Annotated in this window: 18 protein-coding genes and 1 pseudogene; 9 read left to right on the top strand and 10 right to left on the bottom strand. The window is 72.9% G+C overall.

What is annotated here, in order from left to right:
- Positions 1-460 precede the first annotated feature (460 nt).
- The 6 genes and pseudogenes from clpB to HS045_RS07085 all read right to left on the bottom strand — a co-directional run bounded on the left by clpB (position 461) and on the right by HS045_RS07085 (position 8,159).
- Positions 461-3,052 carry an ATP-dependent chaperone ClpB gene (gene clpB / locus HS045_RS07110; RefSeq protein ID WP_196450326.1) on the bottom strand — a complete coding sequence of 864 codons (2,592 nt, stop codon included), beginning with the start codon at positions 3,050-3,052 and terminating at the stop codon, positions 461-463.
- Positions 3,053-3,289: 237 nt separating this feature from the next.
- Positions 3,290-3,542, bottom strand: a pseudogene (locus HS045_RS07105) (heat shock protein transcriptional repressor HspR); the annotation flags it as partial.
- A gap of 3 nt (positions 3,543-3,545) precedes the next feature.
- Positions 3,546-4,730, bottom strand: coding sequence for a molecular chaperone DnaJ (gene dnaJ / locus HS045_RS07100; RefSeq protein WP_196450324.1), 1,185 nt, complete (start codon positions 4,728-4,730; stop codon positions 3,546-3,548).
- Positions 4,731-4,763: 33 nt separating this feature from the next.
- The gene (gene grpE, locus HS045_RS07095) at positions 4,764-5,378 is read right to left on the bottom strand and encodes a nucleotide exchange factor GrpE (protein ID WP_307827404.1); all 615 of its coding nucleotides are present in this window, start codon (positions 5,376-5,378) and stop codon (positions 4,764-4,766) included.
- Between the two features lie 28 nt (positions 5,379-5,406).
- Positions 5,407-7,290 (bottom strand): molecular chaperone DnaK, encoded by a 1,884-nt coding sequence (dnaK, locus tag HS045_RS07090; protein WP_196450323.1) that lies wholly within the window; start codon positions 7,288-7,290, stop codon positions 5,407-5,409.
- Positions 7,291-7,682: 392 nt separating this feature from the next.
- Complete coding sequence (locus HS045_RS07085; RefSeq protein WP_307827403.1) at positions 7,683-8,159, bottom strand: hypothetical protein; 477 nt, start codon at positions 8,157-8,159, stop codon at positions 7,683-7,685.
- Positions 8,160-8,382: 223 nt separating this feature from the next.
- Between HS045_RS07085 and HS045_RS07080 the strand changes: the two genes are divergently transcribed.
- Positions 8,383-10,542, top strand: coding sequence for a neutral/alkaline ceramidase (locus HS045_RS07080; RefSeq protein ID WP_196450321.1), 2,160 nt, complete (start codon positions 8,383-8,385; stop codon positions 10,540-10,542).
- 248 nt (positions 10,543-10,790) lie between these two features.
- A complete protein-coding gene (gene proC, locus HS045_RS07075) occupies positions 10,791-11,585 on the top strand; it encodes a pyrroline-5-carboxylate reductase (protein WP_196450320.1) in 795 nt (264 codons plus the stop codon).
- 171 nt (positions 11,586-11,756) lie between these two features.
- Here proC and HS045_RS07070 read toward each other — a convergent pair whose 3' ends face one another.
- From HS045_RS07070 to HS045_RS07055, 4 genes are all read right to left on the bottom strand, one after another.
- Entirely contained in the window at positions 11,757-12,503 is a 747-nt protein-coding gene (locus HS045_RS07070) for an ABC transporter permease subunit (RefSeq protein ID WP_196450319.1), read from the bottom strand.
- Positions 12,500-13,420 carry an ABC transporter ATP-binding protein gene (locus tag HS045_RS07065; protein WP_196450318.1) on the bottom strand — a complete coding sequence of 307 codons (921 nt, stop codon included), beginning with the start codon at positions 13,418-13,420 and terminating at the stop codon, positions 12,500-12,502. Before HS045_RS07065 ends, HS045_RS07070 begins: the two co-directional genes overlap by 4 nt.
- A 102-nt stretch (positions 13,421-13,522) precedes the next feature.
- Positions 13,523-14,182 carry a response regulator transcription factor gene (locus HS045_RS07060; protein ID WP_196450317.1) on the bottom strand — a complete coding sequence of 220 codons (660 nt, stop codon included), beginning with the start codon at positions 14,180-14,182 and terminating at the stop codon, positions 13,523-13,525.
- Positions 14,179-15,375 carry a sensor histidine kinase gene (locus tag HS045_RS07055; RefSeq protein WP_196450316.1) on the bottom strand — a complete coding sequence of 399 codons (1,197 nt, stop codon included), beginning with the start codon at positions 15,373-15,375 and terminating at the stop codon, positions 14,179-14,181. The genes HS045_RS07060 and HS045_RS07055 overlap by 4 nt, the downstream gene beginning before the upstream one ends.
- On the opposite strand from HS045_RS07055, the gene HS045_RS35320 reads away from it, so the two are divergent.
- The 7 genes from HS045_RS35320 (at position 15,374) to HS045_RS07025 (ending at position 20,607) form a co-directional block, all read left to right on the top strand.
- Positions 15,374-15,496, top strand: coding sequence for a hypothetical protein (locus HS045_RS35320; RefSeq protein WP_255531646.1), 123 nt, complete (start codon positions 15,374-15,376; stop codon positions 15,494-15,496). The genes HS045_RS07055 and HS045_RS35320 overlap by 2 nt on opposite strands.
- Positions 15,497-15,576: 80 nt before the next feature.
- Positions 15,577-16,740: an acetoin utilization protein AcuC gene (locus HS045_RS07050; RefSeq protein WP_196450315.1), complete on the top strand. Its 1,164-nt coding sequence runs from the start codon at positions 15,577-15,579 to the stop codon at positions 16,738-16,740.
- Positions 16,737-17,567, top strand: coding sequence for a phosphatase (locus HS045_RS07045; protein WP_374191361.1), 831 nt, complete (start codon positions 16,737-16,739; stop codon positions 17,565-17,567). The genes HS045_RS07050 and HS045_RS07045 overlap by 4 nt, the downstream gene beginning before the upstream one ends.
- 322 nt (positions 17,568-17,889) lie before the next feature.
- Entirely contained in the window at positions 17,890-18,093 is a 204-nt protein-coding gene (locus tag HS045_RS07040) for a helix-turn-helix domain-containing protein (protein WP_012887307.1), read from the top strand.
- Between the two features lie 287 nt (positions 18,094-18,380).
- Complete coding sequence (locus tag HS045_RS07035) at positions 18,381-18,479, top strand: 30S ribosomal protein bS22 (RefSeq protein WP_018654693.1); 99 nt, start codon at positions 18,381-18,383, stop codon at positions 18,477-18,479.
- A gap of 23 nt (positions 18,480-18,502) precedes the next feature.
- On the top strand, positions 18,503-19,528 hold the full coding sequence (locus HS045_RS07030) for an NAD-dependent epimerase/dehydratase family protein (protein ID WP_196450314.1): 1,026 nt from the start codon (positions 18,503-18,505) through the stop codon (positions 19,526-19,528).
- Positions 19,525-20,607 carry a lysophospholipid acyltransferase family protein gene (locus tag HS045_RS07025; protein WP_230883464.1) on the top strand — a complete coding sequence of 361 codons (1,083 nt, stop codon included), beginning with the start codon at positions 19,525-19,527 and terminating at the stop codon, positions 20,605-20,607. The genes HS045_RS07030 and HS045_RS07025 overlap by 4 nt, the downstream gene beginning before the upstream one ends.
- Positions 20,608-20,860 lie beyond the last annotated feature (253 nt).

Here is a 20,860-nt window from a genome sequence, read left to right as displayed (position 1 = left end):
CGCGGGCCCGGGGTGGGTGCAGCGGTGCGGGGCCGCCGGGCTCCGCCGTACGGCCCGGCGCTGCGGGAGTGCGGGCCGAGGGCCGGCGCGGCGGCTCGGATCCGCGGGGCGGCGCCGGACGACCGGCCGCGTCCCGGGGACGCGCGCGCTCGGCCGGCTCCCAGGTCCGGCGGGCCGGCCCGTCCCCCCGGGTGCGGCCGCAGGCGCTCTCCGGGGACCCCGTCGCACGCCGCTCATCGCAGGGCGCGGCGGAGGCCGGTGCCGGGGCCGCCGCCGTCCATCCCGCGCAGGCGGCCGTGAGCACCGCGGCCAGGATGCCCCGAGCGTTCCGTGAGGTGTTCGACACGCCCGCCCCCCTGCGGTTCCCGTGGTGCTCCGTGGTCCGACGAATGCCGAACGTACCCACCGGGGATCTTCAGGGAAGCGGGCTTGACCGAATGCCGACCAATCCCTTACCCGCTCAGGAGGGCTCCCGGACCCCCGCGCCCACCGTGAGGGAGTCGCGGTCGGCGTCGAGGTCCACGAGGACCTCGTCGCCGTCCTGGACCTCGCCGGAGAGAACCTTGCGGGCCAGCGTGTCGCCGATCGCCGACTGGACCAGCCGGCGCAGCGGGCGCGCGCCGTACATGGGGTCGTAGCCGGTCAGGGCCAGCCAGTCGCGCGCGGCCGGGGTCACGGTGAGCGTGAGCCGGCGGTCGGCCAGCCGCCGGGCGAGGTGCGTCACCTGCAGGTCGACGATCCTGCTCAGCTCCTCGCTGCCGAGCGCGTCGAACAGGATCACGTCGTCGAGCCGGTTCAGGAACTCCGGCTTGAACCTGCTGCGGACCGTGTTCATCACGGCCTCGCGCTTGGCGCCGTTCTCCAGCGTCGGATCGACCAGGAACTGCGAGCCGAGGTTGGAGGTGAGGATCAGGATCGTGTTGCGGAAGTCGACCGTGCGGCCCTGCCCGTCGGTGAGCCGCCCGTCGTCGAGGACCTGGAGCAGGATGTCGAAGACCTCCGGGTGGGCCTTCTCGACCTCGTCCAGCAGCACCACGGTGTACGGCCTGCGCCGCACGGCCTCGGTGAGCTGGCCGCCCTCCTCGTAGCCCACGTAGCCGGGCGGGGCCCCGACCAGGCGGGCGACGCTGTGCTTCTCGGAGTACTCGCTCATGTCGATGCGGACCATGGCCCGCTCGTCGTCGAACAGGAAGTCCGCCAGCGCCTTGGCCAGCTCGGTCTTGCCGACGCCGGTGGGGCCGAGGAACAGGAAGCTCCCGGTCGGCCGGTCGGGGTCGGCGATGCCCGCGCGGGCGCGCCGGACGGCGTCGGAGACGGCCCGGACGGCGTCGTGCTGGCCGATCAGCCGGGCGCCGATCTCCTCCTCCATGCGCAGCAGCTTGGCGGTCTCGCCCTCCAGCAGGCGGCCCGCCGGGATGCCGGTCCACGAGGCGATGACCTCGGCGATGTCGTCGGGGCCGACCTCCTCCTTGACCATGGCGTGCTCCGGCTGGGCGGCGGTGCTGGCCTCGGCGAGCTCGGCCTCCAGCCGGGGCACCTCGCCGTACATCAGCCGGGAGGCGGCCTCGAAGTCGCCGTCGCGCTGGGCGCGCTCGGCGGCGCCGCGGGCCTCGTCGAGCTGCTTCTTCAGGTCGCCGACCCGGTTGAGCCCGGCCTTCTCCCGCTCCCAGCGGGCCACCAGGCCGTTGAGCTCCTCCTTGCGGTCGGCGAGCTCGGCGCGCAGGCGCTCCAGCCGCTGCCGGCTGCCCTCGTCGGTCTCCTTGGCCAGCGCGAGCTCCTCCATCATCATCCGGTCGACGTTCCGCTGGAGCTGGTCGATCTCCACGGGACGGGAGTCGATCTCCATGCGGAGCCGGGAGGCGGCCTCGTCGATGAGGTCGATCGCCTTGTCCGGCAGGAACCGGGAGGTGATGTAGCGGTCGGAGAGCGCGGCGGCGGCCACCAGCGCGCCGTCGGAGATCTGCACCTGGTGGTGGGCCTCGTAGCGGCCCTTGAGCCCGCGCAGGATCGCGATGGTGTCCTCGACCGAGGGCTCGCCCACGTAGACCTGCTGGAAGCGGCGCTCCAGGGCGGGGTCCTTCTCGATGCGCTCGCGGTACTCGTCGAGCGTGGTCGCGCCGATCATCCGCAGCTCGCCCCGGGCCAGCATGGGCTTGAGCATGTTGCCCGCGTCCATGGCGCCCTCGCCGGCGCCCGCGCCGACCATGGTGTGCAGCTCGTCGATGAAGGTGACGACCTGTCCCTCGCTCTGCTTGATCTCGTTGAGCACGGCCTTGAGCCGCTCCTCGAACTCGCCGCGGAACTTGGCGCCCGCGACCATCGCGCTCAGGTCCAGCGCGATCAGGCGCTTGTCGCGGAGGCTGGAGGGCACGTCGCCGGCGACGATCCGCTGGGCCAGGCCCTCCACGACGGCGGTCTTGCCCACGCCGGGCTCGCCGATGAGCACGGGGTTGTTCTTGGTGCGGCGGCTGAGCACCTGCACGACCCGGCGGATCTCGGTGTCCCGGCCGATCACCGGGTCGAGCTTGCCGGCGCGGGCCCGCTCGGTCAGGTCGACGCCGTACTTCTCCAGCGCCTGGTAGGTGTCCTCGGGGGTCGCGCTGGTCACCTTGGCGTGTCCGCGCACCTTCTCGAAGGCGTCCAGCAGCGCGTCCGGGGCGGCTCCGTTCGACCGCAGCAGCTCGGCCACCGGGCCGCCGTCGGTGGCCAGGCCGACCAGCAGGTGCTCGGTCGAGACGTACTCGTCCTCCAGGCGGCGGGCCCGCTCGGCCGCGGTGTGCAGCACGGCGAGCAGCTGCCGGGAGCTGGACGGGGCGCCGACCGTCGAGCCCTGCGCCTTCGGCAGCGCCGCCAGCTGCGTCTCGGCCTCGGTGCGCAGCCTCTTCCAGTCGGCGCCGACGGCCTCCAGCAGGGGCACGGCGGTGCCGCCGGTCTGGGCGAGCAGCGAGGTGAACAGGTGGACCGGGGCGACCTCGGGGTTGCCCTCGGCGGCGGCGCGCCGGATGGCGGAGGAGACCGCCTCCTGGCTCTTCTGGGTGAGCTTGTAGTCCATGTCTATTGCCTCACTTCGTTCGGCGGCGAGAGGACCGGTGACCGCCGTCCTCCCCGTCGTGTGCGCGACGGGGCCGCGCGCTTCCGCGGTCCGGACGGCGGGGCCCCTCGCGGGAAGTCCCCCGGGGCAGGTGGTGCGGCTGTCAGGCGGGTGGCAGTTGGTACTGGATCAGGGCGCGGATCATCGTCACCTCGGCGCGCAGCCGGTGGTTCTCGTCGCGCAGGCGCAGGGCCTCGTTCTCGAGGGTGAGGATCCGCTTGATGCCCGCGAGGTTGATGCCCTCCTCCTGGGAGAGCCGCTGGACCTCGCGGAGCATCATGATGTCGCGGGTGGAGTAGAGCCGCCCCCGGCCCGCCGTACGGCCCGGACTGACCAGGCCGAGGCGGTCGTACTGCCGCAGGGTCTGCGGGTGCAGCCCGGACAGCTGGGCGGCGACCGAGATCACATAGACGGGAGTGTCATCCGACAGATCGAAGTAGTTGGCTTCCATGGGCTACTCGCTTCTGGCCTGTTGGATCAGCTCGGCGCGCGGGTCGCCTGCGGCGACGGCGTCACGGAACTCCTCCAGGACGCCGCGCGCCTTGTCGTCCAGCTTCTGCGGCACCAGGACCTCGACCGTGGCGAGCAGGTCGCCCTTGGTGCCGTCCTTACGGGTCACACCCCGGCCGCGCACCCGGAAGGTGCGGCCGTTCGGGGTGCCCGGGGGGATGCGCAGGGTGACCGGCATGCCCTTGAGGGTCGGCACCTTGATCTCGGCGCCGAGGGCCGCCTCGGTGAAGGTGACCGGCACGGTGATCGTCAGGTTCTCGCCGGAGCGGCCGAAGACCGCGTGCGGCTTGACGTGGATCTGGACGTACAGGTCGCCGGCGGGGCCGCCGTTCTCGCCGGGGGCCCCCTTGCCCTTGAGCTTGATGCGCTGGCCGTCGCCGACCCCGGCCGGGATGCGCGCCTGGATGGTGCGGGTGCTCTTGCCCCGCCCGCTCCCCTCGCACACCGGGCACGGGTCGTCGACCAGCAGGCCGCGGCCCTTGCAGTCGCGGCACGGCTCGGAGAAGGCGAAGTTGCCCAGGTTGCGGCTGGCCGCGCCGGTGCCCTCGCAGCTCGGGCAGACCCGCGGGGTGGTCCCGGCCTTGGCGCCGGTGCCGGCGCACGCCGTGCAGGAGGAGGAGCTGGTGAGCCGGAGCGAGACCGTGGTGCCCTCCACCGCCTCGGTGAAGGAGAGCGTGACCTCCGACTCGACGTCCTGGCCGCGGCGGGCCCTGGCGGTCGTCCCGCCGGGGCGGGTGGTGCCGCCCCGGTTGAACAGGCCGCCGAAGATGTCGCCGATGCGCTCTCCGGCGCCCGGCTGCTGGGCGGTGCCGCCGAACAGGTCGCCCAGGTCGAAGGGGAACCCGCCCCCGCGCGTGGTCCCGCCCGCCCCCGCGTAACCGCCGAGGCCCGATCCGAACAGCGTGCGCGCCTCGTCGTACTCCTTGCGGCGCTTGGCGTCGGACAGGACGTCGTAGGCCTCCGTGACCTCCTTGAACTTCGTCTCGGTCTCGGTGCTGCCCTGGTTGGTGTCCGGGTGGTACTGCCTGGCCAGCTTCCGGTACGCCTTCTTGATCTCTTCGGCGGTGGCGGACTTGGGCACACCAAGGACGGCGTAGTAGTCCTTCTCCAGGTAGTCCTTGGTGCTCATCTGTCTTCCTTCTCCAAATATGAGGTGGATCGGTTATTCGGTCGCGTCGGACTCGCCGGGCTCGGCGACCGCGACGCGTGCGGGGCGCAGCACGCGCTCGCCGATCCGGTAACCGGGCTGCAGGATCTCCACGCAGGTCGGCTCGGTGACGTCGGGCGAGTAGCTGTGCATCAGCGCCTCGTGCACCGTCGGGTCGAAGGGCTCGCCCTTGGCGCCGAAGGAGCCGAGGCCCAGCTTCCCGACGGCCGCCTCCAGCGACTCGGCCACCTTGGCGAAGCCGCCGGTGAGCTCCCCGTGGTCGCGGGCGCGGCCGATGTCGTCGAGGACCGGGAGCAGCTCGGTCAGCGCGCCGGCCACCGCCTGCTCCTTGACCGCGATCCGGTCCCGCTCGACCCGCTTGCGGTAGTTGGAGTATTCCGCCTGGAGTCGCTGGAGGTCCGCCGTGCGCTCGGCGAGCTGGACGGCCAGCTCGACCGAGGCCGGGTCGGGTCCGGAGCCGGCCTGCCCGGACGGGGCGGTCTGCTCGGCCTGCTCGGCCTTGCCGGACCGCTCCCCGTCCGTCTCGCGCGGCTGCCCGGTCTCCGGGTCGATCTTCCGGTTGTCGCGGATCACCGGCTCCTCCCCGGAACCGTTCTCACGCGTGTTCACGGTCGTGCTCCCCTCGGCTTACGGGCCGTCACTTGGCGTCGTTCTCGCGCTTCGGCTCGTCGTCCACGATCTCGGCCTCGACCACGTCGTCGTCGGCCTTCTGCTCGCCGGCGGCGCCTGCCGCGCCCTCGGCGCCCGGAGCGCCGGCCGGGGCCTCGGAGCCCTGCGCCTGGGCGTAGATCGCCGAGCCCATCTTCTGGCTGACCGTGGCGAGCTTCTCCGCGGCGGCGCGGATGGCGGCCGAGTCGGTGCCCTCCAGCGTCTTCTTCAGCTCGGAGACGGCCTCGCCGACCTCGGTCTTGATGTCGTCCGGGACCTTGTCGGCGTTGTCGCTGAGGAACTTCTCCGTCTGGTAGACGAGGGAGTCGGCGTTGTTGCGGGTCTCGGCCTCCTCGCGGCGGCGCTTGTCCTCCTCGGCGTAGGACTCGGCCTCGCGCATCATGCGCTCGATGTCGTCCTTCGGCAGCGCGGAGCCGCCGGTGATCGTCATCGTCTGCTCCTTGCCGGTGCCCAGGTCCTTGGCGGAGACGTTGACGATGCCGTTGGCGTCGATGTCGAAGGTGACCTCGATCTGCGGGATGCCGCGCGGCGCCGGGGCGATGCCGGTCAGCTCGAAGGTGGCCAGCTTCTTGTTGTAGGCCGCGATCTCACGCTCGCCCTGGTAGACCTGGATCTGCACCGACGGCTGGTTGTCCTCGGCCGTGGTGAAGACCTCCGAGCGCTTGGTCGGGATCGTGGTGTTGCGCTCGATGATCTTGGTGAAGATGCCGCCCTTGGTCTCGATGCCCAGCGAGAGCGGGGTCACGTCGAGCAGCAGGACGTCCTTGACCTCGCCCTTGAGCACGCCGGCCTGCAGGGCGGCGCCGATGGCGACGACCTCGTCCGGGTTCACGCTCTTGTTGGGCTCCTGGCCGCCGGTCAGCTCCTTGACGAGCTCGGTGACGGCGGGCATGCGGGTCGAGCCGCCGACGAGCACGACGTGCGCGATGTCGGAGACCTTGATGCCGGCGTCCTTGATCACCTGGTGGAACGGGCCCTTGCAGCGCTCGAGCAGGTCGGCGGTGAGCCGCTGGAACTCGGCGCGGGTGAGCTTCTCGTCCAGGTGCAGCGGGCCCTCGGCGGAGGCCGTGATGTAGGGCAGGTTGATGGTGGTCTCGGACTGGCTGGACAGCTCGATCTTGGCCTTCTCCGCCGCCTCGCGCAGGCGCTGCAGGGCCATCTTGTCCTTGGACAGGTCGACGCCGTGGCCGTTCTTGAACCGGCTGACGAGCTCGTCGACGACGCGCTGGTCCCAGTCGTCGCCGCCGAGGTGGTTGTCGCCGCTGGTGGCCTTGACCTCGACGAAGCCGTGGCCGTCCTCCTGGCCGACGTCGAGCAGGGACACGTCGAAGGTGCCGCCGCCGAGGTCGAAGACCAGGATCGTCTGGTCCTTGTCCTTGTCGAGGCCGTAGGCGAGCGCCGCGGCCGTCGGCTCGTTGATGATGCGCAGGACGTTGAGGCCCGCGATGGTGCCGGCCTCCTTGGTGGCCTGGCGCTGGGCGTCGTTGAAGTACGCCGGGACGGTGATCACCGCGTCGGTGATCTTCTCGCCCAGGTAGGCCTCGGCGTCCTGCTTGAGCTTCTGCAGGACGAAGGCGCTGATCTGCTGCGGGGAGAACTTCTTGCCGTCGATCTCCTGGGACCAGTCGGTGCCCATCTCGCGCTTGACCGAGCGGATCGTCCGGTCCACGTTGGTGACGGCCTGCCGCTTGGCGACCTCACCCACCAGGACCTCGCCGTTCTTCGCGAACGCGACCACGGACGGCGTGGTCCGCGACCCCTGCGCGTTGGCGATGACGGTCGGCTCGCCGCCCTCGAGGATCGAGACGACGGAGTTGGTCGTCCCCAGGTCGATACCTACCGCACGTGCCATGAGTACGTCCTTGTAGTCAAAGTTGAGTTGGTCTGACTCATAGTCGGGCAACGCATCGCGTTTGTCAAACGACTTGAGTCTGTGTGACTCAACCTACAAGAGCGCGGCGGCATTTCCGAGTGCCCGGGAAGAACCGGGTGATTCCCCTCCTTTCGACGAGCGGAGGCGGGCCGGTGTTCCTGCGGCCGGCCGGGCGGTCCGCCGTACGGCCCGCGGTCCGCCGTACGGCCCGCGAGGTGCGGGTGGGATGGTCCTGCGGTCTGCGGTCTGCGGTCTGCGGTCTGCGGTCTGCGGATCGGAGGGCCGTGCGGCCCGCGGGAGGGTTCGGCGGGCGACGGGAGGCGCCGGAGGGCCGCGGGGGTCCGGGGCCGCGGGAGGGGTCCTTCCGGGGGTCAGCGGACGCGGGCGCCGTCGACGACCTTGCGCGTGCCGAGGGGCTTCCTGAGCTTGACCGTCGTCGACTTCTGGATGGCGATCTCGATGCACGCGACGTTCTGCGCCGTTCTGCTCGGCCCCTCCCAGAGGGTGACGGTCACCCGCTTGGCGGTCTCCTTCACGGTCACCCGGTCGAGCACGGTGCAGGGCTCCACCCCGGACCACCAGACGACCCGCAGGGTCCGGCCGTTCTTGTACGGCCGGGCCTTCAGCCAGGGGACCTTGCGCGGGTCGTCGGCGTCGCCCGTCGGCTTGACCGGCCGGGGCCCTCCGGTCGGCTCGACCTTGGGGGCGACGGTGCCCGCCACCGGCGGGGAGGGGGCGGCGGCGGTCGCGGGGGAGGAAGCCGCGGAGGCGGCGGGGGAGGAAGCCGTCGCGGGGCCGGTCGCCGTCTCGGCGCCGCACCCCGTGGACAGAAGCAGGGTTCCCGCCACGAGCGGGATCGTGATCCTACGCATATCCCTATGACGGCCCGGCGGGACGGGGGGTTCAGCGGCCTCGCCGGACTCTTGACAGCCTCCTGTGCCGGAATCAACATGAACGAGACTCATGTTATCTGCGAAGCAGTACCGCTTCGCGGACGACGGTCCACCGCACGACGGTTCCGGCCCACCCCCACCGGTCCCCGCGGACCGGTCCACCCCCGGGAGGCAACGCATGCGGCTCGCGCGCCCGAGAACCAGACCCCTGACCCTGCTGCTGGCCGCGGCGCTCGCCGTCGCGGTCCCGCTCGCCCCGCCCGTCGCGGCGGGTACCGGACCGCTCGCCCCGCCCGTCGCGGGGGGCGCCGGACCGGTCGGCACCGGACCTGTCGGCACCGGACCGGCGGGAACCGCCGCTGGGGCCGCGCCGGCCGTCGCGCCCTCCGCCGGGCCGCCCGGTTACCTGGTCGGCCGGGGTATCTCCGACGTCACCGGGGAGATCGCCGAGGTCGGCATGATGGGCTACTCCAGCTTCGAGCAGAAGGCCTCGGGGCTGCACCAGCGCCAGCGTTCCCGCGCCTTCGTCGTCGTCGACCGGGCCACCGGCCGGCGGATCGCCTACGTCAACGCCGACCTCGCCATGATCTTCGAGGCGGTCCGGCAGAAGGTGGTCGCCCGGCTGAAGCAGCGGTACGGCACGCTGTACACCGAGCAGAACGTGCTGCTGTCGGCGACGCACACGCACGCCGGCCCGGGCGGCTTCTCCCACCACCTGGCCTACAACCTGGCGAGCCTCGGCTTCCAGAAGGGCACCTTCGGGGCGGTCGTCGACGGCATCGTCGAGTCGATCGCCGAGGCGCACGACGACCTGCGGCCGGGCACCGTCACCCTGGGCCGGGGGGAGCTCACCGACGCAAGCGTGAACCGGTCCCGCGCCGCCTTCGATCGCAACCCCGCGCAGGACAGGGCCGCGTTCCCCGGCGGCATCGACCCGGCGATGACCGTCCTGCGCTTCCGGCAGGAGGGCGCCGACGTCGGCGCGATCAGCTGGTTCGCCACCCACAACACCTCCCTGACCAACGCCAACACCCTGGTCAGCCCGGACAACAAGGGGTACGCGGCCTACCGCTGGGAGCACGACCACGCCGGGGTGCGCTACCTGGACCCGGGGCCGGGCTTCGTGGCGGCGTTCCCCAACACCAACGCCGGCGACATGTCGCCCAACCTGAACCTGAGGCCCGGGTCGGGGCCGACCGAGGACGAGTTCGCCAACACCCGGATCATCGGCGAGCGCCAGTTCGCCAGGGCCAAGCAGATCTACGACGGCGCGACGACCCCGGTCACCGGCGGCGTCGACTCCCGGATGCGGTTCGTCGACATGGAGAACGTCGCCGTCGACGCCAGGTACACCCCGGACGGCAGGCCCGGCCGCACCTGCACCGCCATGGTCGGCGCGTCCACGCTCGCGGGCAGCGTCGAGGACGGCCCGGCGATCCCGGGCTTCCGGGAGGGCATGACGGGCCCCATCGGCCGGATCCTGGCCTCGCTCGACGTCCCCCCGTCGGCCTCGCTGCCGGCCTGCCAGGCGCCCAAGGCGAACCTGGTCCCGACCGGCCTGATCACCGAGCCGGTGCGGGCGACGCCGAACGTCCTGCCGCTGCAGATCCTCAGGATCGGGCAGCTGTACCTGGTGGCGGGCCCCGCCGAGTACACGATCGTCTCCGGCCTGCGGATCCGGCGGACGGTCGCCGCGGAACTGGGCGTGCCGATCGGGAACGTGCTGCTGCAGGGGTACGCCAACGCCTACAGCCAGTACGTGACCACGCCGGAGGAGTACGCGCTGCAGCAGTACGAGGGCGGCTCGACGCTGTACGGCCCGCACACCCTGCCCGCCCACCAGCAGGAGTTCGCCCGGCTCGCCGCGGCCCTGCGGGACGGCGTCGCGGTCGACCCGGGTACGGCCCCGCCCGACCTGTCCGGCGAGCAGTTCACCCTCCAGACGGGCGTGGTCCTCGACAGCGCGCCGCCGTCCACCTCGTTCGGGCAGGCGCTGACCGAGCCCGCCGCCTCCCACCGGCGCGGGGAGACCGTGACGGCCGAGTTCGTCACCGGGCATCCGAAGAACGACCTGCACCGCAACGGGACCTACCTGGAGGTGCAGCGCCTGGTGGACGGGGCGTGGCGGCGCCACCTGGACGACGGGGACTGGCACACGAGGTTCCGCTGGACCCGCCTCAACGCCGTCACCGGCACGTCTAAGGCCACCGTCACCTGGGACGTCGCCGCCGACACCCCGCCCGGCACCTACCGGATCGTGCACTTCGGGGACCGGCGGAGCCTGCTCGGCGTGATCACCCCGTTCACCGGCGTCTCCCGGGCGTTCACGGTCTCCTGAGCGCGGCCTCCGCGCGCCCCTTGCCGGCCTCCCTCCGCGTCCCCGCCGGCCGCACCGGGCGGGGACCCGGCAGGGGGCGCCTCCTCCGGGCGAGGACCCGGCAGGGGCGGTTGCGGGCCGCGTTCCCCGTACCTCCCCGCCCCGGGCGGGGGCCCGGCGGGGTGCGTTCGGGCCGGGCTCGCCGCACTCCGGCCGGGCCGCACCTCGTAAGCTGGTCGTCCCTGACCCCCTAGGCAAGGTGCGCTGGCATGATCGCGATTCTCGGGACCGGCAAGATGGGCGAGGCGCTGCTGTCCGGGCTGCTCCGGGCGGGGTTCGCGCCGGGCGACGTGATCGCGACCGCCCGGCGCGCCGACCGGGCCGAGACGCTGCGGGAGCGGTACGGCGTGCAGGTGCTGCCCAACCCCGAGGCCGCCAAGCACGCCGACACCCTCATCCTGGCGGTCAAACCCCAGGACATGGGGGCGCTGCTGGCGGAGATCGCGCCCTGCGTCCCCGCCGACCGCCTGGTGATCTCGGCGGCGGCGGGCATCACGACCGCCTTCGTGGAGTCCCGGCTCGGCGGGGAGGTCCCGGTGGTCAGGGTGATGTCCAACACGCCGGTGCTGGTGGACGAGGCGATGAGCGTGATCTCGGGAGGCGCCCATGCCACCGAGGAGCACCTGCGGCGGGCCGAGGACCTGCTCCGGCCGGTCGGCAAGGTGCTGCGCATCCCCGAGTCCCAGCAGGACGCCGCCACCGCGCTGTCCGGCAGCGGTCCCGCCTACTTCTTCTACCTGGTCGAGGCCATGGTCGACGCCGGCATCCTGCTCGGCATGCCCCGGGCCGCCGCGCTCGACATGGTCACCCAGTCGATCGTCGGCGCCGCGATCATGCTCCGCGACTCGGGCGAGCACCCCGTCATCCTCCGCGAGGCCGTCACCTCCCCGGGCGGGACCACCATCGCGGCCATCGCCGAGCTGGAGCGCCACAGCGTCCGGGCCGCCTTCCTCGCCGCCATCGAGGCGGCGCGGGACCGCGGACGCGAACTCGCCGCGGGCTGACCGGCCGCCGGAGTCCGGCCCGTCCGGACGGGCGATCGGCCGGGCTCCGGCCGATCCGATGGGGGACCCGATCGCGGCTCGCACCGCGGAGCCGGGCGCCGGGGGCGGCTCGCACCGCGGAGCCGGGCGGGTGCCCGCGCCGGGTGTCCGGCGCGGGGAACCGCCCGCGGCTCAGGCGTCCCGGCGTCGCAGCAGCACCGCCGCGGCGGCCAGGGCGGTCGCGATCCAGAGGCAGTAGACCCCGAAACCGGCCCAGGGGCCGAGCTGCCCGCCCACGACCTCGGCGAGGGTGATCTGGTCGCCGGCGTTGGTGGTGAAGTGGTCGCGCACGGTGGCACCCCACTCGCCGGGCAGCATGTTGGTCATCTGCGGCAGGACGAAGATCAGGGCGATCGCCGCGACGATCGCGCCGGGGGTGTGCCGGATCAGCGTGCCGAGCGCCAGGCCGAAGACCCCGCTCGCCGTGATGAGCAGCGCGGAGCCGGCGACGGCCCGCAGCACGCCCGGGTCGCCGAGCGCGATCCCCTCGTCGCCGAGCACGGCCTGCCCGATGAGGAACGCGGCGAACGACGCGACCACCGAGACGGCGAAGGCCACCGCCGTGAAGACCGCGACCTTGGCGGTCAGCATCCGCAGGCGGCCGGGGACCGCGAGCAGGGTGGTGCGGATCATGCCGGTGCGGTACTCGCCGCTGATGACCAGGACGCCGAGAGAGGCCACCGCCAGTGAGGCGAACGGGGAGCCCGAGAGGCTGAACATGAGGGCGTCGGCGGGCCCGACCTCCTCTCCCATGTCCTTGGAGACAGCGGTGAGCAGCACCCCGAACCCGATCATCAGCGACACGGCCGTCAGCAGGGTCCACCCGGTGGACCGCACCGAGCGGAGCTTGGTCCATTCCGATCGCAACACGCCCGTCATGCCCGCGCTCCCGCGTACTCGGTGCTCTCCTGGGTCAGCTCCATGTACGCCGCCTCCAGGGACGGCGAGACCGGGGTCAGCTCGTGCAGCGTGAGCCCGGCCCCCGCAGCGGTCTCGCCGACGGCCTCGGCGCCCAGGCCCGTCACCCGCAGGTGGTCGCCGTGCAGCGCCACCTCGACCGGCCCTGCCGTTCCTCCGGTGCCGCCGAGCACCCGCGCGAGCTCCGGCAGGCGCGGCGCGCGCACCCGGACGTAGGCCTGGGAGCTGCGGCCGATGAACTCCTCCACGCCCGTGTCGGCGATGAGGCGGCCCCTGCCGATGACGACCAGGTGGTCGGCCGTCTGCGCCATCTCGCTCATCAGGTGGCTGGAGACGAACACCGCGCGGCCCTCGGCGGCGAGGTCGCGCATCAGGGTGCGGATCCACATGATGCCCTCCGGATCGAGCCCGTTGACCGGCTCGTCGAACATCAGGATCTCCGGGTCGCCGAGGAGCGCCGCGGCGATGCCCAGCCGCTGCGACATGCCCAGCGAGAAGCCGCCGACGCGGCGGCGCGCCACCGCGGTCAGGCCGGTGAGGGCGAGCACCTCCGTCACCCGGGAGGCCGGGATGCCGTTGCTCTGCGCCAGGCAGAGCAGGTGGTCGCATGCGCGGCGTCCGCCGTGGACCGCCTTGGCGTCCAGCAGCGCGCCGACCTTGCGCAGCGGGTTCCTCAGCTCGCCGTAGGGCGTGCCGTCGATGAGGGCGGTGCCCTCGCTCGGCCGGTCCAGGCCGAGGATCATGCGCATGGTGGTCGACTTGCCGGCGCCGTTGGGTCCGAGGAAGCCGGTCACCTGGCCGCGCCGTACCTCGAACGAGAGCCCGTCCACGGCGACGGTCGAGCCGTACCGCTTGGTGAGCGATCTGACATTGATCATGTCTTCAGCCTCCCGCCCGCCCGGCCCCGGATCATCGTGCCGGAGGACGGTCCGCGGACTGGGAGCGCGGTACGACCGGCCCTCGCGGGTAGGACCCCGCTCCTACCTTCCGGGGGTCACCAGGCCCGCCTCGTAGGCGGCGATCACCGCCTGGGCGCGGTCCCGCGCACCGATCTTGGCGAAGAGGCTCGTGACGTGGTTCTTCACCGTGGACGGTGAGACGGCCAGCCGCTCGGCGATCTCGCCGTTGGCGTACCCGCCGGCGATGAGCACGAGCACCTCCCGCTCGCGGTCGGTGAGCGAGGCGAGCGCGCCGGACGCGGGCGCCGCGCGGGGGCGGGGGGCGCGCACGAACGTGCCGATCAGGCGGGTGAGCAGCCGGGGCGCGACGGCCGCCTCCCCCCGGTGCACGGTCCGCACGCCCTCGACCAGTTCCTCGGGCGAGACGTCCTTGGGCAGGAACCCCGAGGCGCCGGCGCGCAGCATCGCCACCACGTACTCGTCCAGGTCGAACGTGCTCAGGCCCAGCACGCGCGTGCCGGGGAGGTCTTGCGTGATCTCCCTGGTGGCCGCGATGCCGTCGGTCCCGGGCATGTGCACGTCCATCAGCACCACCTCGGGCCGCAGGTCGCGGCTGAGCCGTACGGCCTGCGCCCCGTCGGAGGCCTCTCCGACGACGGACATGTCGGGCTGGAAGCCGAGGATCATGCGGAAGCCGGTGCGCACCACGGCGTGGTCGTCGGCCACCAGTATCGTGATCACAGGTTCTCCTTCGAGGCTTCCCGGCTCCAGGGCGCGGAGATCCGGACCGCCGGCTCCCGGGGCTCCGGGACGGGGATGCGGGCGTGGACCTGGAAGCCCCCCGAGGGGCGGGGGCCGGTCTGCAACCGCCCTCCGCACAGCGCCACCCGCTCGGCCATGCCGCCCAGGCCGAAGCCGCCGCCCTGCTGCCCGCCGGGGCGGCGGCCGAGACCGTCGTCGAGGACCTCGACCTCGACGGCGCCGGGCAGGTAGGCGAGCCGGACGCTGACCCGGGCGCCGGGCGCGTGCTTGCGCGTGTTGGTGAGGGCCTCCTGCACGATCCGGTAGACGGCGTGGTCCACCGCCGCGGGCAGCGGGGCGGTCTGCCCCGTCACCTCCATGCCGACCGGCAGCCCCGTGCCGCGCACCTGCTCGACCAGGGCGGGCAGCGCGGCGGCGCCGGTCCCCGAGTGGTCCTCCGGCTCGCCGTCGTCCTCGGCCCGGAGCACATGCAGGAGCTGCCGCATCTCCGTCATCGCCGCGCGGGCCGTGCGCTCGGCCGTGACCAGCACCTCCTGGGCGCGTTCGGGGTCGGCGGCCATGGTGGTACGGCCGGCGCCGACCAGCACGTTGATCGTGGTGATGTGGTGGGCCACGACGTCGTGCAGCTCCCGGGCGATGCGGCGGCGTTCGGCGCGCACCGCGGACTCGGCCACCTGTTGCCGGCGGCGCTCGCGCAGCTCGCCGCGGAGTCGGAAGAACGCGCCCGCGCCGGTGAACACCAGGGGCAGGAGCACCGGGACGGCGGAGTAGTACAGCGGCCCCGGCGCCGTCGCCAGGGACAGCAGCGCGTACATGACCACGGTGCCGGCGGAGATGCCCCAGGCCGGTCCGCCCGCCGCGTAGCGGCCCAGGCCGTAGAGGCCGATCGTGCTGGGCAGGATGGCGGGGTCGCCCAGGCCGAGCAGGGTGTGGAGCAGGTCGAGGGCCAGGGTGGTGAGGGCGACCGCGATCGGGTGGCGGCGCCGTACGAGGAGGGGGGCGGCGCCGACGGCGGAGATCGCGACGGCGGGGATCCGGTCGGGGTCGCCCGCGGGGAAGAGGGCCAGGGCCGCCGTCACGTCGGTCGCGCACACGCCGGACGCCAGCAGGCCGTCGAACACCCGGGAACGCCCCAGGGTCCGCCAGACCTCGCGCACACCCCGCAAACGCATGGCACGACAGTACGGCATGTCGGGATACGGGCGGATGATCCTGTCCGGCGGCCGGGGCGGCCGGGAGCGCGCCGGGGCCGTCCCGCCCCGCGAGGGCGGCGGGACGGCGGCCGTGCGGTAACGTCGCCCCCATCGTCGACGGAGCCCGACGGCGTCGACGGTGCCGATGTCGCCCGGGGGAACCAGCCGAGGAGGATGCGGATGAGCCGGTCCGTGCGGGTCGTCTGGGAGGACGCGCTCACCGCCTACGACTTCGGCCCAGGGCACCCGCTCGCGCCGGTCCGGGTCGAGCTGACCATGGCGCTGGCCCGGGAGCTGGGCGTGCTCGACGCGGTCGAGCTGGCCGGCTGCGCGCCCGCCACCGACGACGAGCTGGCCCTGGTCCACCGGCGCGACTACATCGAGGCCGTCCGGCGGGTCTCGGCGACCGGGCGGCCCGACCGCGCCGCCGGGCTGGGCACCGAGGACAACCCCGCCTTCGCCGGGGTCCATGAGGCCTCCGCGCTCATCGCCGGGGCCACACTGGCCGCGGCCCGCGCGGTGTGGACGGGCGAGGCCGAGCACGCGGCGAACGTCGCGGGCGGGCTGCACCACGCGATGCCGGCTGCGGCGAGCGGCTTCTGCGTCTACAACGACCCGGCGCTGGCCATCGGCTGGCTGCTGTCCCAGGGCGCCTCCAGGGTCGCCTACGTGGACGTGGACGTGCACCACGGGGACGGCGTCCAGGCGATGTTCCACGACGACCCCCGGGTGCTCACCGTCAGCCTGCACGAGAGTCCCCGGACCCTCTTCCCGGGCACGGGCTTCCCGCACGAGACCGGGGCCGAGGGCACCGCGGTCAACGTGGCGCTGCCGGCCGGCTGCGGCGACGGCGGCTGGCTGCGGGCCTTCCACGCGGTGGTCCCGCCGCTGCTGCGGGAGTTCGCCCCGGAGGTCCTGGTCACCCAGCACGGCTGCGACAGCCACGCGCTGGACCCGCTGGCCCACCTGATGCTCAGCCTGGACGGCCAGCGGACCGCCTACGCGGCGCTGCACGAGCTGGCCCACGAGACCGCGGGCGGCCGGTGGATCGTGACCGGCGGCGGCGGGTACGAACTGGTCCAGGTGGTGCCCCGGGCGTGGACCCACCTGCTGGCCGAGGTCTCCGGCCACCCGCTCGACCCGGCCACCGCCACCCCCCAGGGCTGGCGGCAGCTGGTGCGGGAGCGGACCGGCGAGACGCCGCCGCTGTCGATGACCGACGGCAGGAAGCCGGAATTCACGGAGCTGGCCGCCGGTTATGACCCGGCAGACCCGGTCGACCGGGCGATCCTGGCGACCAGGAACGCCGTGTTCCCCTTCCACGGACTGGACCCGATCCCGTGACCCTGCACCCCGCCCCGACATCGGACTCCGCCGCGACCCCGAACTCCGCGGCGCGGGCGGCCCTGCGCGAGCACCTCGTCCGCACCCGGATCGCCGGTGACGTGGCGACCAGCAGGGAGAACAACCTCGACCACTACCGGTCCCTGGCCAACCGGGACCCGCACCACCTGTTCGGACTCACCCTGGGCGGGGACTGGTCGTACCGGGACGTCCTGGAGCTGATGGCCGAGTCCGCCGGGGTCGTGGCCGATCCGGTCCACCGGGAGGGGCAGGACACCATCGACCCGGACCGCACGATCGACGCCGTCGAGGCGATGGGCGACGTGATCGCCGGGGTGCTCCGGAACGCCGGGGCGCGGATCCTGGTGGCCACCGGCCACCCCACGGGCCTGCTCACCGTCCACCTGGCGCTGGCCAGGCTGGCGCGGGAGCGCGGGGCGACGCTGCTGACCCCGGCCGAGGACTGGTCCTACACCGGCCCCCGCTTCGGGCGCCGGCGCAAGATCCGTTACCTCGACGACGTCGCGATGCTGGACGACAAGGGCGCCTTCGTGCACACCCACGACCCGGCGCCGATGGAGGCGATGATCGCGGAGCTGGGGGAGGAGCGTCCCGACCTGGTGATCGCCGACCACGGGTGGGCCGGCGCGGCGGGGGAGGCGGGGATCCCGACGGTGGGGTTCGCCGACAGCAACGACCCGGCGCTCTTCGTCGGCGAGGCGGAGGGGAAGATCGCGGTCACCGTTCCCCTCGATGACAACGTGCTGCCGAGGCACTACGCTCCGCTGACCGCGCATCTGGTCGCACGGGTCGTGAGCGCCCTCTGAGACGAGGGTGACGCCGGATCCGGCCGTCCTTATACCGGCTTTTCGCGCCTGCATTCCCCGGGGCTCGCCGGTCCCGTGCCAACTTTTCGGTGAGGGCGGGCGACTCTTATGGGAGACGGTTGGCCCGTTCCACGATCGGATCCGAGGGCCGGTCCGGCTGTTGGCCAGCGAGTTTCTCCGTTCTGCCGACATGTGATTCCGAACGTTGGGAAAATAGGGGGTTTGCGTGTTCGGAGTCCCGACTTACGCTGACGGCAGTAGACGTGCGTGAGCGATGGCACCAGTGGGGATAACCCGGAAACACGTGCGGAAGAGGCGTCCGATGGGTGCAGGCGAAAGACCTCTCAGTGAGGTGAAGTTCCTGACGGTGGCCGAGGTGGCCACGGTCATGAGGGTGTCCAAGATGACGGTGTACCGGCTCGTGCACTCGGGTGAGCTGCCGGCCATCCGGGTCGGCCGGTCCTTCAGAGTGCCGGAGCAGGCGGTGCACGACTATCTCCGGGACGCGTACATCGAGGCGGGTTGAAGCGACCGTGGGCCCGTGCCCCCCGGGTGAACCCGGCGGCGGGGCGGGCCCGCGCCTCACCGGGCGCCGCGGGAACGGTCCCGCGGGGCCGGTCGGCTCCGCGGTCCTCCGGTCCCCGGAGCCCGCGATCGTGCCCGTGACGTAGCGGCGCGAGGGCTGCGCCGTGGGTTCCGATGCCCGGGACCCCGGGCCTGCGGGCGATCCACCGCGGATCGCCGGTAGTCTGTTGACCCGGTGTGCGCCCGCACGCCGGTTTGCAATTCGGCTACCAGCTACCTGGGGGTCCCGTGGGCTCTGTGATCAAGAAGCGCCGTAAGCGTATGGCGAAGAAGAAGCACCGCAAGCTTCTGAAGAAGACCCGTATCCAGCGGCGTAACAAGAAGTAGCAACGCGGACCTGCGAGGCGTCGATGACCCACACCGTGCTTGTCACCGGGGTCTCGCGCCACATCGGCGCCCGAGTGGCGAGCGTTCTCGCGGCTGACCCGGACATCGGCCGGGTCATCGGAGTAGACACGGTGCCGCCGCCCTCGCTCTCACGTGATGGCGGCGTACCTCTCGGCCGGACGGAGTTCGTCCGCGTCGATCTGCGCAGCCCCGACATCGCCCAGGTGATCGCGGCCGCCGACATCGACACCGTCGTCCACGTGGGCCTGGTGAGCTCTCCCCCGAGGAGCGGCGGCCGTGCGCTCATGAAGGAGCACAACGTCATCGGCACCATGCAACTGCTCGGTGCCTGTCAGCGGTCCGCGACGGTCCGTCGCGTCGTCGTGCGCTCCACCACGGCCGTGTACGGCTCGTCTCCGCGGGATCCGGCCGTCTTCACCGAGGACGCCGAGCCGGCCGAGCCCCCCGCCCACGGGTACGCCAAGGACGCCGCCGAGGTCGAGGGATACGTCCGCGGCTTCGCCAGGCGGCGCCGGGACGTGACCGTGTCGATGGTCCGGTTCGCCAACTTCATGGGACCGGGCGTCGACTCGCCGCTCACCCGTTACTTCTCCCAGCCGGTGCTGCCGACCGTGCTCGGCTTCGACCCGCGGCTGCAGTTCGTCCACGAGGACGACGCGGTCGAGGTGCTGCGCCGGATGGCGACGGAGGACCACCCGGGCACGTTCAACGCGGCCGGGGACGGCGTGCTGCTGCTGTCGCAGTGCCTGCGGCGGGCCGGGCTGCTCTCGGTGCCCGTCCCCTCCCCGGCCTTCGGCCTGCTCGGCGAACTCGCCCGGAGCGCGGGGCTGGTGAACTTCTCCCCCGAACAGCTCCGGCTCATGTGCCACGGCCGCGCGGTGGACGGCACGCGGCTGGCCGCGACGCTCGGGTGGCGGCCCAAGTTCTCCACGGGCGCCGCCTTCGAGGACTTCCTGCGGACCCGGGGTCCGAGCGGAGGGCTCCCCGCCGCCGCGCTGGGCGCGCTCTCCCGTATGGTGACGAGATGAGCGAGACGGCGGGCGGAGCCGGCGAACCGCACGGCGGACGGCACGGTGAACCGCGTGAGGCGCGGGTCATCCCCATCTCCCGGGGCCGCTCCGCCCACGGGCCGTCTCGGGGCCGCTCCGATCACGGGCCGTCTCGGGACCGCTCCGATCACGGGCCGCGGTGGGAGCCGGGTGGGCCGTACGCCGCCGGCGACCGCCACGATCCGTGGGGCGACGGCGGGAACGACGGCGATGACGGGGACCGGCGCCTGGCCGAGCTGCTGGCGTTCCTGCGGCGCCGCCTCACCGGGCAGTACGAGGTCGACGAGTTCGGCTTCGACGCCGAGCTGACCGACAAGGTGCTGCTGGAGCTGATCCGCCCGCTCTACCGGCACTGGTTCCGCGTCGAGACGGTCGGGGTGGAGAACGTCCCGGGCGACTCGGGCGCGCTCGTCGTGGCCAACCACTCGGGTACGGTCCCGGTCGACGCGCTCATGCTCCAGGTGGCCCTGCACGACGACCACCCCGACCGGCGGGCGATCCGCCTGCTCGGTGCGGACCTGGTCTACCGGCTCCCGGTGCTCGGCCACCTGTCCCGCAAGACCGGGCACACGCTGGCCTGCCGCGAGGACGCCGACCGCCTGCTGCGCAAGGGCGAGCTCGTGGGGGTCTTCCCCGAGGGGTTCAAGGGCGTCGGCAAGCCGTTCTCCGAGCGCTACCGACTGCAGCGCTTCGGCCGGGGCGGGTTCGTCGCCTCGGCGATCCGGGCCGGGGTCCCCATCGTGCCCTGCGCGATCGTGGGGGCCGAGGAGATCTACCCGAAGATCGGCGACCTGCGCTTCCTGGCCCGGGCGCTCGGCCTGCCGTACCTGCCGGTCACGCCGCTGTTCCCCTGGTTCGGCCCGCTGGGGCTGGTCCCGCTCCCGTCCAAGTGGCTGATCGGTTTCGGAGAGCCCATCCGGACCGACGAGTGCGACCCCGCAGAGGCCGACGACCCGATGCTGGTCTTCAACCTCACCGACCACGTGCGCGAGGTCATCCAGCAGCAGCTGAACGAGCTGCGCCTGCAGCGGGGCCACGCCTTCCCGCCGTTCCTCTGATGGAGCAACCGGGTCAACCTCGGACAGGCCACGGTGGCAGCCTCGGTACCCGGTAGCCGCTGGTGAGTGGGCACTCCGGGTCTGCGGACCATGAGTCCTGCGGTCGGACCGCGCCCTCGTCGGCGGTCAGGGGCCTTGAGCGCTGACGGGATACCGTGCCCGCCTGCCCGCCTGCCCGCCTGCCCGCCTGTGCGCCGGTGAGGGCCGAGGCGGCGTTTTTTTATTGGGCAAGCCGTCTAACAGCGGGCGCTTT

Source organism: Planomonospora sp. ID82291, assembly GCF_015711645.1.
Lineage (GTDB): Bacteria > Actinomycetota > Actinomycetes > Streptosporangiales > Streptosporangiaceae > Planomonospora.
The sequence above is the reverse complement of the archived record's forward strand: the minus strand, read 5'-3'. Positions and strand labels throughout refer to the sequence as shown.